The organism is Pseudonocardia hydrocarbonoxydans, assembly GCF_006539565.1.
Classification (GTDB): Bacteria; Actinomycetota; Actinomycetes; order Mycobacteriales; family Pseudonocardiaceae; genus Pseudonocardia; species Pseudonocardia hydrocarbonoxydans.
On sequence record NZ_BJNG01000014.1, the window covers coordinates 183,188 to 201,383 of the forward strand.

Sequence of the window (18,196 nt, forward strand, 5' to 3'; positions counted from 1 at the left end):
AGCCATCGGAGGCCAGCCGTGCTGGAGATCCGCGACGCCATCCTCGCCGGACAGTTCGACACCGTGGGCGCGCTCGACGTACCCGAGCACTACCGCGGCGTCACCGTGCACGCCGACGAGGCCGAGATGTTCGCCGGGATCCCGTCCCGCGAGAAGGACCCGCGCAAGAGCCTGCACGTCGAGGACGTCGCCACGCCGGAGCTCGGCCCGGGCGAGGCGATCGTCGCGGTCATGGCGAGCGCGATCAACTACAACACCGTGTGGACCTCGATCTTCGAGCCGGTGTCGACCTTCGGCTTCCTCAAGCGCTACGGCCGGATCTCCCCGCTCACCGCCCGCCACGACCTGCCCTACCACGTGGTCGGCTCCGACCTGGCCGGCGTGGTGCTGCGCACCGGGCCCGGGGTGAACGCCTGGAAGCCCGGCGACCAGGTGGTCGCGCACTGCCTGTCGGTGGAGATGGAGAGCCCCGACGGCCACGGCGACTCGATGATGGACCCCGAGCAGCGCATCTGGGGCTTCGAGACCAACTTCGGCGGTCTCGCCGAGCTCGCGCTGGTCAAGTCCAACCAGCTGATGCCCAAGCCCGCCCACCTCAGCTGGGAGGAGGCGGCCGCGCCCGGGCTGGTGAACTCCACCGCCTACCGCCAGCTCGTCTCCCGCAACGGCGCCGGCATGAAGCAGGGCGACAACGTGCTCATCTGGGGCGCCTCGGGCGGCCTGGGCTCCTACGCCACGCAGTTCGCCCTCAACGGCGGCGCCACCCCGATCTGCGTGGTGTCGTCCGCGGCCAAGGCCGAGGTCTGCCGCAAGATGGGTGCCGAGCTGATCATCGACCGGTCCGCCGAGGACTACCGCTTCTGGCGCGACGAGCACAACCAGGACCCCAAGGAGTGGAAGCGCCTCGGCGCGAAGATCCGCGAGCTCACCGGCGGTGAGGACCCCGACATCGTCTTCGAGCACCCGGGCCGCGAGACCTTCGGCGCCTCGGTCTACGTCACCCGCAAGGGCGGCACCATCGTCACCTGCGCCTCCACCTCCGGCTACATGCACAGCTTCGACAACCGCTACCTGTGGATGAACCTCAAGCGGATCATCGGCTCGCACTTCGCGAACTACCGCGAGTCCTTCGAGGCCAACCGCCTGATCGACAAGGGCCTCATCCACCCCACCCTGTCCAAGGTCTACCCCCTCGCCGAGACCGGTCAGGCCGCGATGGACGTCCACACCAACAGCCACCAGGGCAAGGTCGGCGTCCTCGCCCTCGCGCCCGAGGAGGGCCTGGGCGTCACCGACCCGGAGAAGCGCGCCCAGCACCTCGAGGCGATCAACCGCTTCCGGGGGATCTGACCACGTCAGGGTGACGAATCCCACCACGGGGAGTGTGCACCGGGCCGGCCGGAGACGAGCCGGTACGGTGACCTCCATGGCTGTCGACCCCGCTGACCCTGCACACGACGCCGGATTCGACGTCGTGCGCAGGGGCTACGACCAGGGTCAGGTCGACATGCATCTCCGCCGGATCGACGCGGAGATCAGCATCCTGGCCGCCGACCGCAACGCCGCCGTCGACCAGGCGGCGCAGCTCGCACGGGAGCTCGACGACGCCCGGGCGCGCGCGGAGAAGCTGCGGGCCCAGGTCCGCACGCTCGCCGGGCCGCCGCAGAGCGTGCAGGGCATGAGCGAGCGGATGCGCTCCATGCTCCGGCTGGCCGAGGACGAGGTCGCCGACATGCTGGGCCGCGCCGAGACCGACGCGGCGAAACGGCGCCAGGAGGCCGAGCTGGAGGCCGCGCAGACCCTGGCCTCCGCCCGGGCGGAGGCCGCGTCCTTCCTCGGCCCGGCGCAGGAGGAGGCCACCGAGCTGGCGGAGCGGACCGTCCGCGAACGGGCCCAGCTCGCCACCGACCGCCTGGCGATGGAGCGCGCGGTCGCCGCCGACCGCGCCGCCATGGAGCAGGAGATCGCCGAGCTGCGGGCCGCCACCGAGGCGGCCCTCGCCGAGGAGCGGGCCACCGTCGAGCAGGTGCTGGCCGCGCAGCGCGCCGACGTGGAGCGCGAGGTCGTCGAGCTGTCGCGCCGCTCCGAGGAGGAGCGCAACCGGCTGTGGGCCGAGAGCGAGTCGCACCGCGCCGAGGTCGAGCAGGACTTCACGATCGCGATGGACCAGCGCCGCACCGAGGCCCTCGCCGCGCTGCACGCCGAGCGCGCCGCCACCCGCCGGGAGATCGACGGCCTGTACCGGGCCCACACCGAGCGGGTACGCGCGGAGACCGAACAGGCGGCGGCACACGCCCGCCGGATCGTCGCCGACGCCGAGCGCCGCGTCGCCGAGCTCGTCGGGCTGCGCGGGCGGGTGGCCGAGCAGCTGACCGGCACGCAGGCGGTGCTCGGCCGCGTACTCGGGTCCCTCGCCCCCCTCGACGACGAGACCCCGTCCGCAGCCCCGGCCGTCGAGCCGCCGACCGTGCAGCTGCACGCCGAGACGCTCACCGACGTCGAGCCCGTCGACGGGGAGGACCGGGCGACGGGCCCCGCCCCGGAGCCCGCGACCGGTGAGCAGCAGCCGAACGGCGCACCGGCCCCGAAGACCGCCCCCACCCCGACCCCACGCCGGCGCAACCGCCCCCGCGCCACCGCCTCCGGCCGCCGCTGACCGGGGCCGGCACCCGCCGGGCCCGGCTCAGTGGCGTCGGCGCCCCGGCCCCCGCCGGTCGCGCGCGGCCCAGCAGGTGGCGTGCCAGTGCCGCCGGTCGTCGACGGACCCGTACTCCCCCGCCGGCCACACGACCACGTGCGGCGCCGTGCCCGGGATCAGCTGGTCACAGCCCGGGCAGCGGTAGGAGCGGTCCGACGCGGCCGAACCGGGCACGGTGCGCACCACCCACTCGCCCTCGGTGCGGGTGAGCGACGCCGACCGCAGCGGCACGTGTGGCGGCCGCGGCCGGCGCGCTCGACCCATCGCCGATCAGCGGGCCGCGTAGTCCCGGAACCCGTGCCCGGTCTTGCGGCCCAGCCGCCCGGCCGTGACCAGGTGCTCCAGGAGCGGCGCGGGGGCGAATCCGGCCTCACGGAACTCCAGGTAGAGCGAGCGCTCGATGGCCAGCGAGACGTCGAGCCCGACGACGTCGAGCAGCTCGAAGGGACCCATCGGCAGCGCGCAGCCGGTCTTCATCGCGGAGTCGATGTCGTCGGCGGTGGCGTAGTGCGCCTCCAGCATCTTCACCGCGTCGTTGAGGTAGGGGAACAGCAGCGCGTTGACGATGAAGCCGGCGCGGTCGCCGCAGCTCACCGGCACCTTCCGGATGCGCTCGCACAGCGCCAGGATCGACGCCGAGACGTCGGGCGCGGTGGTGATCGTGGAGACGACCTCGACGAGCTTCATCGCCGGCGCCGGGTTGAAGAAGTGCATCCCGACGACGTCCTGGGGACGCGACGTGGCCGCCGCGCACTCCACGACGGGCAGCGACGACGTGGTCGTGGCGAGGATGGCGCCGGGCTTGCAGATCTCGTCGAGCGCGGCGAACACCGCGCGCTTGACGTCGAGCTCCTCGGCGATGGCCTCCACGACCAGGTCGACGTCGGCGAAGTCCTCCAGCCGCGTGGTGCCGGTGATCCGGGCCAGCGTGGCGTCCTTGTCCTCCTCGGTGACCTTGCCGCGCACGACGGCCTTCTCCAGCGACTTCTTCACCCCGGCGATCGACGCCGCGACCTTCGAGTCGCTGCGCCCGCGCACCACGACGTCGAGCCCGGCGGTGGCGAGCACCTGCACGATGCCCGAGGCCATCGTCCCGGTGCCAACGACCCCGACCCGCGAGATGTCGCGGATCGTCACGTCGTCGGGGACGGTGCCCGACGGCGTGAGCGCGTCGGCGACGACCTCGGAGCTGTGCGGGCCCGCGTAGGTGTAGAAGCCGCGCCCGGACTTCCGGCCCAGCAGCCCGGCGGTGATCATCTGCTTGAGTACCGGGGCGGGGGCGTGGGTCTGGTTGCGCGACTGCTTGTACATCGTGTCGAGGATCTCGTAGCTCGTGTCGAGACCGATCAGGTCGAGCAGCGCGAGCGGGCCCATCGGGTAGCCGCAGCCGTAGCGCATGGCCGCGTCGAGGTCCTCGCGGCTGGCGTAGCGCTGCTCGTACATCTTCGCGGCGTGGTTGAGGTAGCCGAACAGCAGCGCGTTGGCGATGAAGCCGGCGCGGTCGCCGATGACGACGGGCACCTTGTCCAGCGTGGCCGCGAACGCCTTGACGTCGTCGGCCACGTCCTGCTCGGTGACGACGGTGCGGACGATCTCGACCAGCTTCTGCACCGGCGCCGGGTTGAAGAAGTGCAGGCCGACGACCTTGCCCGGGCGCCCGGTGCGCACGGCCAGCTCGGTGACCGACAGCGACGAGGTGTTGGACGCGAGGATCACCTCGGGCCGGCACACCCGGTCGAGCTCGGCGAAGACCTCGGCCTTGAGGTCGAGGCTCTCCGGCACCGCCTCGATGACGAGGTCGGCGTCGGCCAGGTCGGCCAGCGAGGTGGTGGTGGTGATGCGGGCCAGCAGCGCGTCGGCGTCCTCCTGCGACAGCTTGCCGCGCCCGACGGCCCGGGAGGTGGAGGTCGTCAGGTGGCTGCGGCCGCGCTCGACGGCCTCGGCGTCGGTCTCGACCGCGATCACCTGCAGCCCCTTGCGGGCGAACACCTCGACGATGCCCGCACCCATGGTGCCGAGGCCGACCACTCCGACCGTCCGGAACTCGCGTGCCACTCTGGATACCTCCGCCGTTGGGGGATGACTGGGGTGCAGTCTCCCATCCCGGGAGCCCGTACCCGTGTGAGCTACCTCCCGCGCAGCACGCGGACCAGCCCGAGCAGCGCGCCCATCCCCGCCGAGGTCCGCCGGAAGCTGGTGACGGCGATGGGCAGGGCGAACCGCTGCCGGGCGACGGCCTGCGACCGGGTGAACTCGCGCAGCCCGTCCTCGCCGTGGATCCGTCCGAAGCCCGAGTCCCCCACTCCCCCGAAGGGCAGGGCGGGGATGCCGGCGAAGGAGATGACGCTGTTGACCGACACCATCCCGCAGCGCAGCCGCGCCGCGATCTCGGCGCCGCGCTCCTTCGAGAACACGGTGGCGCCCAGGCCGTAGCCGGTGGCGTTGGCGCGGCGCACGGCCTCGTCGACGTCGGGCACGCGGTTGACGACCAGCAGCGGCCCGAACGTCTCCTCGGTGACGGCCGTCGAGTCCTCGGGCACCTCGGCGAGCACGACGGGCTCGACGAGCCGGGCGTCGGCGCTGCCCGCACCGCCGACCAGCGCGGTGGCCCCCTTCGCCAGCGCGTCGTCGATCTGGCCCTTGACGACCGCGGACTGCGACTCCATGGTCATCGGCCCGAACTCCCGGCCCGCCTGCAACGCGCGGGTCTTCGCCACGACCCGGTCGGTGAACTCCTGCGCCACGGTGTCGACGACGTACACCCGCTCCACCCCGACGCAGGTCTGCCCGGCGTTGGACATCCCGCCCCACACGGCGGCGTCGGCGGCGGCGTCGAGGTCGGCGTCGCCGTCGACGATCAGGGCGTCCTTGCCACCGCACTCCATCAGCACCGGGGTCAGCGTCTCGGCGCACGCGGCCATGACGCGCTTCGCGGTGGCCGTCGAGCCGGTGAAGGCGATCTTGGCGACGCCCGAGCGGCACAGCGCCGCGCCCGTGTCCCCGAAGCCGGTGACGACCTGGAACAACGGCCGCCCGCCGGCGATCTCGGCGAGCGAGTCGGCCAGCGCGACGCCGACGCCGGGCGTCAGCTCGCTGGGCTTGAACACCACCGCGTTGCCCGCGGCGAGCGCGTAGGCGATCGACCCCATCGGGGTGAACACCGGGTAGTTCCACGGCCCGATGACGCCGACGACGCCCAGCGGCGCGTACTCCAGGGTGGCGGCCTGGTTGGCCATCAGCAGGCCCGACGACACGCTGCGCCGCCCGAGCGTCTTCTCCGCGTGCTTCGCGGCCCAGTCCAGGTGGTCGATCGCGAGCACCAGCTCCAGGCGGGCGTCGTCGAAGGGCTTGCCGGTCTCGGCGACGACGATGCGCGCGAGCGCGTCGAGCCCACGGACCAGCGCCCGGCGCCACTGGGCCAGCAGCGTGCGGCGCCCGTCGAAGCCCAGCCCGGCCCACCAGGCCGCGGCCTCGGCCGCGCGGGCGACGGCGGCGTCGACGTCGGCGGCCGTGTGCACGGGGTGGGTGCCGACCACCTCCCCCGTGCGCGGGTCGGTGGAGGTGAACGTGGCCTGCGCGGGGGCATCGGTGACGGTCATTACCGAAGGGTAGGGCCTCCCGGCCGGGCCGTTCGGGCCGTCCCCGGCCCGCGCGGGCCGGTACGGTCCGCGCCATGACGGACACCGATCGCCTCTCCGGCCGGGACGTCGACGGCGAGGGCCTCGCCGACTGGCGCCCGATGTTCGACGAGCTGCACGCCCGCTTCCGCACCGCCGACTTCGTCTCGGCCCTGGATCTGGTCAACCGGATCGGCGCCGCCGCCGAGGACGCGAACCACCATCCCGACCTGGGTCTGCACTGGGGGCGGGTCGACGTGCGGCTGTCCTCGCACGACGTCGGCGGGCTGACGCAGCGCGACGTGCGGCTCGCCCGCGCGATCTCCGCGATCGCCGCCGAGCTGGGCGCCACGGCCGTCACCGACGCGCTGACGACGCTGGAGCTCGCGCTGGACACCCCCGACGTCGAGGCCATCCGGCCGTTCTGGGCCGCGGTGCTGGGCTACGACCCCGGCCCCCGTCCCGACGAGATCACCGACCCGGCCGGCACCCGCCCGACGATCTGGTTCCAGCAGTCTGCGGGCGGGGACGCCCCGCAGCGCTGGCACCTCGACGTCCGCGTGCCCCCGGAGGTCGTCGACGCCCGGATCCGGGCCGCCCTCGACGCGGGCGGCACGCTCGTCGACGACTCCGCCGCCCCCGCCTTCGTCGTGCTCGCCGACGCCCAGGGCAACAAGGCCTGCGTCACCACCTGGCAGGGCCGCGACTGACCCGCCCGACCCGCCGACGGGAACGGGGGACTCGCGCGCGGGAAACGGGGGACTCGCAGTCAGAACAGGCGCAGGTCCTTCGACTCTGTGCCGCGCAGCGTGTCGTAGTCGACCACCACGCAGCGGATCCCGCGGTCCTCGGCGAGCGTGCGGGCCTGCGGCTTGATCTGCTGCGCGGCGTACACCCCGGCGACGGGGGCGAGCAGCGGGTCGCGGTTCATGAGCTCGAGGTAGCGGGTGAGCTGCTCGACGCCGTCGATCTCGCCGCGGCGCTTCACCTCGACGGCGACGTGGCGCCCGGCCGGGTCGCGGCACAGCAGGTCGACGGGGCCGATCGCCGTCATGTACTCGCGGCGGACCAGCGTGTAGTCCGCGCCCAGCACCGTCGGGTGGGCGGCGAGCAGCTCCTGCAGGTGCGCCTCGACGCCGTCCTTGACCAGCCCCGGGTCGACGCCGAGCTCGTGGCTGGAGTCGTGCAGCACCTCGTCGATGGTGATGACCAGCGACTCGTCGGCCTTGTTGCGCACGGTCCAGACGCCGGGTTCCTCGGACAGCCAGCAGGGCGGGCTCATCCAGTTGAGCGGCTTGTAGGCCCGGTCGTCGGCGTGGATGCTCACCGACCCGTCCGCCTTGACCAGCAGCAACCGGGGCGCCATCGGCAGGTGGGCGGTGAGGCGCCCGACGTAGTCGACCTGACAGCGGGCGATGACGAGGCGCACGACGAGCGACCCTACCGGTCGCGGTGCGCCACCCACGCCGCGATCCGGGCCCGCCCGGGCGCACGGCGTACCCGTACCGCGGATACGTGGTTTCCACGATGGCCCGCGCGCCGGGCGGTCGTAGACATCTCCCATGACCAGAACCGCCCTGCGCGCCGCCCGCCTCTTCGACGGCACGGCCTGCGTCGACGACCCGCTCGTGCTGCTGGCCGACGGCCGCGTCACCGAGGTCCGGCCCGGCCGCGACGCCCCGGTGCCCGACGACGCCGAGCTGGTGGAGCTGCCCGGGGCGACGCTGCTGCCCGGCCTCGTCGACACCCACGTCCACCTCGCCTTCGACGGCGGGCCCGACCCGGTCACCGCACTCGCCGACCGGGACGAGGACGCCCTGCTCGCGGCGATGGGCGCGGCGGCCGCGGCGCAGCTGGCGGCCGGGGTGACCACGGTCCGCGACCTCGGCGACCGCGACTTCTCGGCACTGCGGCTGCGCGAGCGCGGCGGGTCGCTGCCGACGATCGTCGCGGCCGGGCCGCCGATCACCTCACCCGGCGGGCACTGCCACTTCCTGGGCGGGGCCGCGCAGGGCGTCGCCGGGGTGCGGGCGGCGGTGCGGGCGCACGCCGAGCGCGGCGTGGACGTCATCAAGGTGATGGCCAGCGGCGGGATGCTGACGGAGGGCTCCGACATCGCGGGCGGCCAGTTCTCGGCGGGCGAGCTGCGGGTCGTCGTGGAGGAGGCCCACCGGCACGGGCTCCCGGTCACCGCGCACGCCCACGCGCTGACCGCCGTGCGCGACGCGGTCGACGCGCGCGTCGACGGGATCGAGCACTGCACTTGCTTCGACGGCGAGCGGATCGTGCTGCCGCCGGAGCTCGCCGACGCGCTCGTCACCCGCCGGATCGCCATCGGCTCGACGGTCGGGCTCGCACCCGTCCCGGGCGGCATGGCGCCGCCGCCGCTGCTGGCGAGGCTGCTGCCCGACCTGCTCGCCGCGCACGCCACGCTGATCCGGGCGGGGGCGCTGGTCGTCGCCGGGACCGACGCGGGGATCGCCCCGCCCAAGCCGCACGGGGTGCTCCCGTACGGCCTCGCCCAGCTCGTCGACCTGGGGATGACGCCGCCCGAGGCGCTGCGGGCGGGCACCGCCACCGCCGCGCAGGTGTGCGGGGTCGGTGACCGCAAGGGCCGGGTCGCGCCCGGCTACGACGCCGACCTGCTCGCCGTGGCGGGCGACCCGACCGTCGACATCGGTGCGCTGCTCGCACCGGTCGCGGTGCTGGTGGCCGGGCGGTTCGTGCGGCGGCCCGCGGCGGTGGCGTCGTGAAGGCGTGGGAGGCGCTGCTACGCAGCCTGGCCACCGACAACGGCTGGGCACTGGCCCACCTGTGGGCCGGCTACCCGGTGCCCCCGTTGTGGGCGACGAGCGCGAGCCCCGCGTCCCGCAGCGCCGAGCGCAGCCCCGCCGGGTCGATCGCCTCCACCTCGCCGGCGAGGCCGACGAGCTGAGCGGCCGCGACCCGCACGTCCTCGACGGCGAGCGTGACCTCGCGCCACCCGCGGTCGTCCGGGTCGCCGGCGTCGGCGAGGGCCTTCGCCGCCGCGTCGGCGTCGGTGACGTGCGGGAGCCGCGCGAGACCGCGCGGGCCCAGGCGCAGCCGGACGGTGGCGCGCAGCATCGTCGACTCGAACCCCGCCGACGCCCCGGCCCACCAGGTCGGGAGGTCGAAGTCGGGCGGTCGCTCGAAGCCCTGCCCCGTCGGTGCGGCCTCGACGATCCGGTCGACGCGGAACATCAGCACCCGGTCGCCGGTGGCCGCGGCGAGGTACCAGGTGCCGGCCTTCATCACCAGGCCCAGCGGGTCGAGCTCGCGCTGCACCACCTCGTCGCGGCGGCGGTAACCCACCGCCAGGCGCTGCTGGTCCCAGACCGCCGCGGCGACGATGTCCAGGTGCGGCACCTCGTGCGGACGGTGGAACCACCCCGGTGCGTCGAGGTGGAACCGCTCGGCCACGGTCCGGGCGTGCTCGCGCAGCGTCGCGGGCAACGTCGCCAGGAGCTTGGCCTGCGCCCCGGCCAGCGCGGCCCCCATCCCCAGCTCGGCGAGTACCTGCGGCGCGCCGACGGCGAACAGCGCCGCGGCCTCGTGCGCGGTGAGGCCGTCGAGCCGGGTGCGCCAGCCCTCGACGAGCCGGATGCCGCCGCCCGGCCCGGACTCGGTGAACAGCGGGACGCCCGCCTCGCCGAGCGCCGCGACGTCGCGGTAGATCGTGCGCTCGGAGACCCCCAGCTCGCGCGCCAGCTCCGCCGCCGTGGCGCTGCGTCGGCGCTGCAGCGTGAACAGCAGGGTGACGAGGCGGGAGGCGCGCACCCCGCGATACTGCCCCGGTGGAGACGATCGGCAGCCGTCAGGTCTACGCCAACAGCTGGATGACCGTCCGCGAGGACGCGATCCGGCGACCCGACGGCTCCGAGGGGATCTTCGGGGTGGTCGACAAGCCGACCGCGGCCGTGGTCGTCCCCCTCGACGGCGACCGCCTGCATCTGGTCGAGCAGTTCCGCTACCCGGTCGGGCGGCGGCGCTGGGAGTTCCCGATGGGGACCGCCCCCGACCGCGCCGAGCTCGATCCCGCCGAGCTCGCCGCCCGCGAGCTGGCCGAGGAGACCGGGCTCGTCGCCGGGCGGATGGAGCTGTTGGGGCGCCTGGACATCGCCCCGGGCATGTCGAGCCAGCGCGAGCACGTGTTCCTGGCGACGGAGCTGACCGCCGGTCCGCCGCGGCGCGAGCACCAGGAGCAGGACATGCGCGCGGCGTGGTTCAGCACCGCGGAGTTCGAGACGATGATCCGCGACGGCCGGATCGTCGACGCCCAGACGCTCGCGGCCTACCTGCTGCTGCGGCTGCGGACCGCCCCGTCCGACCGGCAGTAAAGCCACGATGCCGCCATCTCCCGGCGGCATCGTGGCTGTGCTGCCATTCTGACGGGGGTCGAAAAGCAGGCTTGACTGTTTGTTTGCCGGCCGGGCAGGCTGCCCCCGTGACCGCCACCCGCCAGCAGGAGCGCAGCGACGCCACCCGCGCGCGGCTGATGGCGGCCACCGTCGACTGCCTGGTGGAGCGGGGCTGGTCCGGCACGACGACGACGGTGGTCGCGCAGCGGGCCGGGGTGTCGCGCGGGGCGCAGCTGCACCACTACCCCACGCGCGAGGAGCTGGTGCTGGCCGCCGTCGCGCACCTGGGTGCGGCCCGGTTCGCCGACGCCCGGCAGCGCGCCGCCGCGCTCGGCCCGGGGCGCACCGCGGCCGTCCTGGACATGCTCGCCGACCTGCACACCGGCCCGCTGTTCCGCGCGATGCTGGAGCTGTGGGTCGCCGCCCGCACCGACGACGCCCTGCGCGCCGCCGTCGTGCCCCTGGAGGCGGAGGTGGGCCGCGAGACCCACCGGCTCACCGTCGAGCTGCTGGGGGCCGACGAGTCGCGGCCCGGTGTGCGGGCGGCGATCCAGCAGACCCTCGACCTGGTGCGCGGCCTGGGTGTCTCCGGGCTGCTCTCCGACGACAGCGTCCGCCGCCGGCACGTGCTGGCGGACTGGGCGGAGCACCTCGACACCCGCCTGGAGGCGTGATGGACCTGCGTGAGACCGACGAGCAGCAGCTGCTGCGGAAGTCCGTGGCCGCGATGGCCGGCAAGTACGGCCACGACTACCTGATCGGGAAGGCCCGCAGCGGCGGCAAGACCACCGAGCTGTGGAAGGAGGCGGGCGACAACGGCTACCTGGGCGTCGCCGTGCCCGCCGAGTACGGCGGCGGCGGGGCCGGGATGGTGGAGCTGTCGATCGTCGCGGAGGAGATCGCGGCGGCCGGCTGCCCGCTGCTGCTCATCGTCGTCTCCCCGGCCATCGCGGCCACCGTGATCGCCACCAACGGCACGACCGACCAGAAGGAGCGCTGGCTCCCCCGCTTCGCCGACGGCAGCGCCAAGATGTCGTTCGCGATCACCGAGCCCGACGCCGGGTCCAACTCGCACCGCATCACCACCACGGCCCGCCGCGACCCGGACGGCAAGGGCTGGCGGATCAGCGGCACCAAGTACTACATCTCCGGCGTCGACGAGACCGAGGCGACGCTCGTCGTCACCCGGCTGGAGGGGGCCGAGGGCACGCTGCGCCCGGCGATGTTCATCGTCCCCACCGACACGCCCGGCATGACCTACCAGCCGATCGAGATGGCGATCCAGAGCCCGGAGAAGCAGTTCACCGTCTTCTTCGACGACGCCCTGCTCCCCGACGACGCGCTGGTCGGCGGCGAGGAGGCCGGGCTCGCCGCGCTGTTCGCCGGGCTCAACCCGGAGCGGATCACCGTCGCCGCCTACTCCAACGGCCTCGCCCGCTACGCGCTGCGCAAGGGCGTCGACTACGCGAAGGACCGCACCGTCTGGAAGACCCCGATCGGCGCCCACCAGGCCATCGCGCACCCGCTCGCGAAGGCGCACATGGAGGTCGAGCTGGCCCGGATGGCGACCACGCGCGCGGCCTGGTTCTACGACGCGGGCGACATGGCCGCCGCCGCGGAGGCCGCCAACATCGCCAAGTACTCCGCCGCGGAGGCCGCGATCAACGCCGTCGACGCCGCGGTGCAGGCGCACGGCGGCAACGGGATGGCCGTCGAGTACGGGGTGGGCACGCTGATCGGGGCCGTGCGGACCGCGCGGATCGCCCCCGTCAGCCGGGAGATGATCCTCAACTTCGTCGCGCAGCACACCCTGGGCCTCCCCAAGAGCTACTGAGAAGATGGCGGGCGTGCCCGACCGCGTCCTCCCGACGACCCACGCGAGCCTCGCGCACGGCGTCCCGCCCGCCGCCCGCGCGACGATCTTCGTGCTGTCGGTCGCGGGCGGCATCTCGGTCGGCCCGAAGGAGGGCCGCACGCTGGTGTTCGGCCGCAACCGGCCCGAGGTGCACGTCTGCGTCGGCGAGGACGACCCGCGCGTCAGCCGCGAGCACGGCGTGCTGGAGCACCGCGGCGGGCGCTGGTGGATCCGCAACACCGGGCGCCTGCCGATCCGGCTGCCCGGCGCGCGGCTGCTGTTCGCCGAGGAGGAGCCCGTCCCGCTCGACGAGGGCTACACACCGGTGTTCGTGCGGGGGTCGAGCCACCGCGAACACCTGCTGGAGCTGTTCGTCACCGGGGCCGACGGGGAGCGCCCCGTCGCCCGGCACCGCGACGCCACGCAGCAGCCGGTCCTGTGGCGTCTCGACGACGAGGAGCGGCTGGTGCTGGTCGTCCTGGGCCAGCGCTACCTGCTCCACGAGCACCGCCCGCAGCCGCTGTCCTGGCGTCAGGCCGCCGACCAGCTCGCCGAGCTGCAGCCCGACGCGGGCTGGACGCCCAAGCGCGTCGAGCACGCCGTCACCGCGATCCGGACGCGGATGTCGAAGGGCGGGGTCCCCGGGCTGACGCGCGAGGAGGTCGGCGAGCCGGTCGGCAACGCGCTCAACGACAACCTCATCCGCGAGCTGGTGCTCTCCACCACCCTCGTGCCGCCGGACCTGGAGCTGCTGGGCGACTAGGTGTCACCCGGGCGCCCGGTCGTCACGGCCCGACGTAGAGGCAGTTGGAGTACTCGAACCCGCTCTGCACGTTGCTGGTCTGCACCGCCGGGTTCGTCGTCGGGTACCGGCTGATGATCGTGTAGTCGCCCGGGGGCAGCGTCAGGCGCTGCGACGGGCGGCCCTCCAGGGACGGGCAGGCCTCGGCGTCGGTGGCGTAGGAGGCCGGGCAGGTGGGGCAGCCGGGCAGCACGAACTCGTGCGCCGTCGGCCCCACGACGAACACGCGCACCTCGGCGGGGTTGTCGTTGTGCAGCGTCACCGGGATGGAGCCGGGGGTGTCACCGGCGAACGGCCCGGGCAGTGCGGGCAGCGCCGCGCCCTGCACCGCCGCCGCCCGCGCCGCGATCGCGTCGGCCTGGGCCTGGGCGCGCTGCGGGTGGTCGGGGTACCCGGCGACGAGCTGGTCGAACGCGGCGGCCGCCTCCGTCCACGCCCCGGCGGCGTACTCCTGCAACCCGCACCCGAACAGCGCCGCCGGCCGGTCGACCACCGCGGCCGCGACGATCCCGGCCGCCTCCGGGTCGGTGCGGGTCACGACGTGGTCGAGCACGGGCAGCGCCTCGCACCACAGCCCGGTGGCGGCCTGGGTGTTCGCCGCCGCGTAGAGGTCGGCGAGGCCCTGGGCGGCACCCGCCGCGGACGGTGTGTCGGCGAGCTCGCGCTGCACCGCCACGAGGGCGTCGATGCCCGAACGCACCGCGTCGACGCGCGGCTGCCCGGTCAGCGTCGCCAGCTGCGCGCGCAGCGCGTCGACGCCCTCGACGGAGGCCTCCGCCAGCGACGCGCGCACCCCCGCCGCCTCCGGTCCGTCGCCGACCTCGACGAGCAGGTCGCGGTAGACCCGCACGGCCTCGTCGTACTCCCCCGCACCGCGCAGCGCCGTGGCCCACTCCTGCAGGGTGCGGCTCAGGTCGGCGTCGACGAACGGGGCGAGCGGGCTGTCCGGGTACGCGCGCCGCAGGTCGCCGTAGAGGCGCACCGCCTCGACGTAGCCCCCGCGGCCCGCCGCGTCGCCTGCGGCCAGGAACGCCGTGCACTCGGCGCGGCCGGCGTCGGCGCGGGCGACGTCGGGCGAGAGCGTCAGCTCGTAGCGGCCGGTGACCTGCCCGAACCCGTCGACCGCGGCCGCGCAGTCGCCCCGGTCCCGCGCCGCCGCGGCGTCGGCGTAGGCCCGCGCGCCCGCCGCGCTGTACAGCACGAACCCGGTGACCAGCGCCCCGACCAGCACGAGTGTCCCCGCCACCGCGGACAGGTGCCGGGCGGGGGTGTGCCGCCGGCGCGCCAGCCGGGCGGCGTCGACGGCCATCCAGCCCAGCCACCCGGCCGTGACCGCGACCCACAGCCAGGGCAGCGCCGCCGCACCGGTGGCGAACGCCAGCGCCACCAGCACCGCGGTGCCGACGAGGTGCAGCGCCTGACGCCGCCACCGGCCCAGGTAGGCGTAGCCGAGCCCGAGCCCGGTGAGGTTGAGCAGCGCCGCCGCGATCGCCGATCGCGGTGCCCCGGGCCGGTCCTCGTCCATCCGCTCGATCCCCCGTGTCGTCGTGTCCGGGTGTAGTAGGCCAGAAGATCGGCGGACCTCCCGGTTCCGACGCCGGACGGTTACCGTCGGGTCCATGGCCGACTACGACCACCTCCTCGTCAAGCACGACGGCGACACGGTGCGGATCACGATGAACCGTCCCGAGCGCCGCAACGCCCTCTCCGAGCCCCACCTGCGCGAGCTGCTGCACGCGTTCACCGCCGCCGGCGACTCCGACGCCACCGGCATCGTGCTCTCCGGCGAGGGCAAGGCGTTCTCGGCCGGTCACGACTTCGCCGACGTGTCCTCGCGCGACCTGGCGGGCGTGCGCGACCTGCTGCGCCTGTGCACCCGGGTGATGCAGACCGTGCAGCAGGTGCCGCAGGTCGTGATCGCCAAGGTGGCCACGATCGCCACGGCGGCCGGCTGCCAGCTGGTGGCCACCTGCGACCTCGCCGTCGCCGCCGAGTCGGCCTCGTTCGCGCTGCCCGGCGGCAAGGGGGGCTGGTTCTGCCACACCCCGGCAGTCCCGGTGGCCCGCAACATCGGCCGCAAGCGCCTCATGGAGATGACGCTGACGGGCGACCCGATCGACGCCCGGACGGCCGTCGAGTGGGGCCTGGTCAACTACGCCGTGCCCGACGACGAGCTCGACGCCCGCACCGACGAGCTGCTGGCCCGCGCCACCCGGGGCACCCGCTTCGGCAAGGGCGTCGGCAAGCAGACGCTCTACGCCCAGCTCGACCGCCCCGAGGCCGACGCCTACACGATCGCCGTCGAGGTGATGGCGTCGATGTCGCAGAGCCCCGGTGCGCGCGAGGGCATGGCGTCGTTCCTGGAGAAGCGCCGCCCGGTCTGGACCGACTGAGTCACCGCCGGCCCGCCGCGGCCGTCAGCGCCTCCTTCTCGGCGTGCCCGGACAGCCGGTCGAGCACCCCGGATCCGCCGGTGGTGCCCGCACCGGTGCCGGGGTAGCGCAGCCGGGCGAAGGTCTCGGGCAGGTGGTGGGTCAGCCGGTGGATCGCCACGGCCCCGCCGAGCCAGGCCACCGCCACCCCGTTGACGACCGCGGTCGTCGCCGTCAGCACGGCGAGCCCCACACCCGGGTCCGACACGAGCAGCACCGCGGGGACCACCGTCGGCGAGACCAGCAGCAGCGTCGCCCACAGGGCCACCTGGATGGACAGGTTGTTCTCCCCGGCGTCGGTGGCGTTGACGCGCCGGTGCGGATCGACGCCCGGGGTGACGCCGACGACCGACATCACCACGGCCACCCCGCTGCCCACGAGCACGACCACCACGATCGCGCTCAGGGCCGCAGGGAGCAGCGCCCAGGTGCCGGTGAGCAGCGCCATCACCAGCGCGAGCAGCACCGCGGGCACACCCATCGAGACGACCAGCCCGACCTGCCGCCCCCGGATGTCGGCGCGCACCGCGGCCGGGCTCTGGCCCACCACGAGCTGCCAGAGCGCGGTGCCGTCCTGCCCGAACAGGTTGGCCCCGCTCAGCGCCACCATCAGCGCCACCGCCACCCCGGACAGCGCGGTGACCCGGGGCATCCCCGCGAGCACGCCGAACACCGCCAGGAACACCCCGAACCAGATCGCGCTGCGCACCTCCAGGCTGCGCCAGGGATCGCGCCACCAGGCCCGCAGCTCCTTGCCCGCGACCGCGCCCAGCGGCGTCGCGGGCAGCACCCGGGAGCCGGTGAGCACGCGGCTGCCCAGCGGCCGCCGCGCGCGCCGGGCCGTGCGGTCGCCGACGTGCGGGGTGAGCAGGGCGACCGCCGCGGCGACGCACAGCGCCGCGGCCGCGGCCGCGGCGAGCATGCCCAGCCAGCCCAGCGCGGCGGGCCACCGCCCGTCGGCGGCCGCCTCCACCGCCCGCACCGGCCATCCCGAGGGCGCCCACCCCAGCACCGACGCCGCGACGGGGACGGCGGCGAACCCGTCGCGCAGGAACACCGGCGTCGCCCCGACGACCGGCGAGACGACGAGCCAGCCCGCGAAGAGCGTCGCGATCAGCAACCCGTACTGGACGGCCGCGACCTCGACCCCGAGCCGGGTCCGCATCGCCGCGCCCAGCACGGCGTAGACCGCCCGGGACAGGGACACCACCAGCACCAGCAGCAGGGTCGCCCCGAGCAGCGCCGCCGCGACGGCCGCGACCACGGCCGGGCCGTCGGCCACCACGATCGCGTGGCCGACGAGCGCGAGCAGGCCCCCCGCCGTCACCGCGGCACCGACCCCGACGAACACCGAGGCGAGCAGACCGGCCCCGAGCCGGCGCCGCTCCAGCGGCAGCAGCGCGAAGTACTCCGGGCGCAGCACCGCGGCCCCCGACGACAGGACCGGACCGACCAGCCAGCCCGCGAGCCAGCCGGCCAGCACGAGCAGCAGGACGTCACCACCGGCCGGGGCGATCAGCGTCGCGGCCCAGGTCAGCAGGGCCGCGCCGATCCCGAGCACCAGCCCCAGCAGGCGTTTCCAGCCCGGCGTGTGGCGCTGGATCGCGAACCGCAGCCGGATCAGTGTGCCAACCACGCGAGCTCCCCCGTCCCGATCTCCCGCTCGCCGACCAGCCGGACGAACGTGTCCTCCAGCGACGTCGCGCCGCGGACCTCGGCCAGCGTGCCGTCGGCCAGCACCCGCCCGCCCGCGATCACCGCGACCCGGTCGCACAGGTCCTCCACCAGGCTCATCACGTGCGACGAGATCACCAACGACCCCCCGGCGGCGACGAACCGGCGCAGGATGCCGCGCAGTACCCGGGCCGACACCGGGTCGACGGCCTCGAAGGGCTCGTCGAGCACCAGCACCCGTGGCGCGTGCAGCAGCGCCGTGGCCAGCCCGATCTTCTTGCGCATCCCGGTCGAGTACTCGAGGACCAGCAGGCCGCGCTCCTCGGCGGCGTCGAGCTCCAGGATCCGCATGAGCTCGACGCTGCGCGAGCGCACGACGTCGGCGGCCATACCGCGCAGCAGACCCCAGTAGGTGAGCAGCTCGGCGCCGGTGAGCCGCTCGGGCAGCGCCAGCCCGTCGGGCAGCACCCCGAGCATCGCCTTGGCGCGTACCGGTTCGGCCCAGACGTCGACGCCGTGGACGGCCGCGGTCCCGGAGTCGGGTCGCAGCAACCCGACGGCCATCGCGATCGAGGTGGTCTTGCCGGCCCCGTTCGGCCCGACGAGCCCGGTCAGCGACCCGACCGGCACCGTCAGGTCGACATGGTCGGCGGCGAGGGTGCCGGAGAAGTCCTTCGTCAGCCCGTCCAGGCGCAGCGCGGTGGTCATGGCACCCACGTTGCGGGACCCGCCCCCGGCG

At 74.7% G+C, this 18,196-nt stretch carries 17 protein-coding genes; 9 read left to right on the plus strand and 8 right to left on the minus strand.

From position 1 onward, the window contains the following. Positions 1 to 18 precede the first annotated feature (18 nt). Both ccrA and PHY01_RS07735 read left to right on the plus strand, forming a co-directional pair. Positions 19 to 1,350 (plus strand): crotonyl-CoA carboxylase/reductase, encoded by a 1,332-nt coding sequence (ccrA, locus tag PHY01_RS07730; protein WP_141277840.1) that lies wholly within the window; start codon positions 19 to 21, stop codon positions 1,348 to 1,350. A gap of 76 nt (positions 1,351 to 1,426) precedes the next feature. Beyond that, the gene (locus PHY01_RS07735; protein ID WP_141277841.1) at positions 1,427 to 2,656 is read left to right on the plus strand and encodes a coiled-coil domain-containing protein; all 1,230 of its coding nucleotides are present in this window, start codon (positions 1,427 to 1,429) and stop codon (positions 2,654 to 2,656) included. Positions 2,657 to 2,683: 27 nt separating this feature from the next. Here PHY01_RS07735 and PHY01_RS07740 read toward each other — a convergent pair whose 3' ends face one another. From PHY01_RS07740 to PHY01_RS07750, 3 genes are all read right to left on the minus strand, one after another. Continuing rightward, entirely contained in the window at positions 2,684 to 2,962 is a 279-nt protein-coding gene (locus PHY01_RS07740; protein ID WP_218030055.1) for an Rv1322 family protein, read from the minus strand. 6 nt (positions 2,963 to 2,968) lie between these two features. Continuing rightward, on the minus strand, positions 2,969 to 4,753 hold the full coding sequence (locus PHY01_RS07745) for a 3-hydroxyacyl-CoA dehydrogenase family protein (RefSeq protein WP_141277843.1): 1,785 nt from the start codon (positions 4,751 to 4,753) through the stop codon (positions 2,969 to 2,971). 71 nt (positions 4,754 to 4,824) lie between these two features. Beyond that, complete coding sequence (locus tag PHY01_RS07750; protein WP_141277844.1) at positions 4,825 to 6,297, minus strand: aldehyde dehydrogenase family protein; 1,473 nt, start codon at positions 6,295 to 6,297, stop codon at positions 4,825 to 4,827. 74 nt (positions 6,298 to 6,371) lie between these two features. Between PHY01_RS07750 and PHY01_RS07755 the strand changes: the two genes are divergently transcribed. Continuing rightward, positions 6,372 to 7,025, plus strand: coding sequence for a 4a-hydroxytetrahydrobiopterin dehydratase (locus PHY01_RS07755; RefSeq protein WP_141277845.1), 654 nt, complete (start codon positions 6,372 to 6,374; stop codon positions 7,023 to 7,025). Positions 7,026 to 7,084: 59 nt separating this feature from the next. Here PHY01_RS07755 and nucS read toward each other — a convergent pair whose 3' ends face one another. After that, positions 7,085 to 7,744, minus strand: a complete 660-nt coding sequence (nucS, locus tag PHY01_RS07760) for an endonuclease NucS (protein WP_141277846.1) — start codon at positions 7,742 to 7,744, stop codon at positions 7,085 to 7,087. A 133-nt stretch (positions 7,745 to 7,877) separates the two neighbouring features. Between nucS and PHY01_RS07765 the strand changes: the two genes are divergently transcribed. Beyond that, complete coding sequence (locus PHY01_RS07765) at positions 7,878 to 9,068, plus strand: amidohydrolase family protein (protein WP_141277847.1); 1,191 nt, start codon at positions 7,878 to 7,880, stop codon at positions 9,066 to 9,068. A 70-nt stretch (positions 9,069 to 9,138) separates the two neighbouring features. Here the strand turns inward: PHY01_RS07765 and PHY01_RS07770 are convergent, their stop codons facing one another. Continuing rightward, positions 9,139 to 10,113, minus strand: coding sequence for a helix-turn-helix transcriptional regulator (locus tag PHY01_RS07770; RefSeq protein ID WP_141277848.1), 975 nt, complete (start codon positions 10,111 to 10,113; stop codon positions 9,139 to 9,141). Between the two features lie 17 nt (positions 10,114 to 10,130). On the opposite strand from PHY01_RS07770, the gene PHY01_RS07775 reads away from it, so the two are divergent. The 4 genes from PHY01_RS07775 (at position 10,131) to PHY01_RS07790 (ending at position 13,312) form a co-directional block, all read left to right on the plus strand. After that, positions 10,131 to 10,673 carry an NUDIX domain-containing protein gene (locus PHY01_RS07775; protein ID WP_246085759.1) on the plus strand — a complete coding sequence of 181 codons (543 nt, stop codon included), beginning with the start codon at positions 10,131 to 10,133 and terminating at the stop codon, positions 10,671 to 10,673. A 107-nt stretch (positions 10,674 to 10,780) separates the two neighbouring features. After that, entirely contained in the window at positions 10,781 to 11,368 is a 588-nt protein-coding gene (locus PHY01_RS07780) for a TetR/AcrR family transcriptional regulator (RefSeq protein WP_370467373.1), read from the plus strand. Then, positions 11,368 to 12,528 carry an acyl-CoA dehydrogenase family protein gene (locus PHY01_RS07785; protein ID WP_141277849.1) on the plus strand — a complete coding sequence of 387 codons (1,161 nt, stop codon included), beginning with the start codon at positions 11,368 to 11,370 and terminating at the stop codon, positions 12,526 to 12,528. Before PHY01_RS07780 ends, PHY01_RS07785 begins: the two co-directional genes overlap by 1 nt. 13 nt (positions 12,529 to 12,541) lie before the next feature. Continuing rightward, on the plus strand, positions 12,542 to 13,312 hold the full coding sequence (locus PHY01_RS07790; protein WP_246085760.1) for an FHA domain-containing protein: 771 nt from the start codon (positions 12,542 to 12,544) through the stop codon (positions 13,310 to 13,312). Positions 13,313 to 13,334: 22 nt separating this feature from the next. On the opposite strand, the gene PHY01_RS07795 is transcribed toward PHY01_RS07790, so the two are convergent. Further along, complete coding sequence (locus tag PHY01_RS07795) at positions 13,335 to 14,876, minus strand: tetratricopeptide repeat protein (protein WP_141277851.1); 1,542 nt, start codon at positions 14,874 to 14,876, stop codon at positions 13,335 to 13,337. Positions 14,877 to 14,970: 94 nt separating this feature from the next. On the opposite strand from PHY01_RS07795, the gene PHY01_RS07800 reads away from it, so the two are divergent. Beyond that, on the plus strand, positions 14,971 to 15,744 hold the full coding sequence (locus PHY01_RS07800; protein WP_141277852.1) for an enoyl-CoA hydratase-related protein: 774 nt from the start codon (positions 14,971 to 14,973) through the stop codon (positions 15,742 to 15,744). A 1-nt stretch (position 15,745) separates the two neighbouring features. Here PHY01_RS07800 and PHY01_RS07805 read toward each other — a convergent pair whose 3' ends face one another. Then, the gene (locus tag PHY01_RS07805) at positions 15,746 to 17,419 is read right to left on the minus strand and encodes a hypothetical protein (RefSeq protein ID WP_141277853.1); all 1,674 of its coding nucleotides are present in this window, start codon (positions 17,417 to 17,419) and stop codon (positions 15,746 to 15,748) included. Continuing rightward, positions 17,404 to 18,165, minus strand: coding sequence for an ABC transporter ATP-binding protein (locus tag PHY01_RS07810; RefSeq protein ID WP_141277854.1), 762 nt, complete (start codon positions 18,163 to 18,165; stop codon positions 17,404 to 17,406). Before PHY01_RS07810 ends, PHY01_RS07805 begins: the two co-directional genes overlap by 16 nt. Positions 18,166 to 18,196 lie beyond the last annotated feature (31 nt).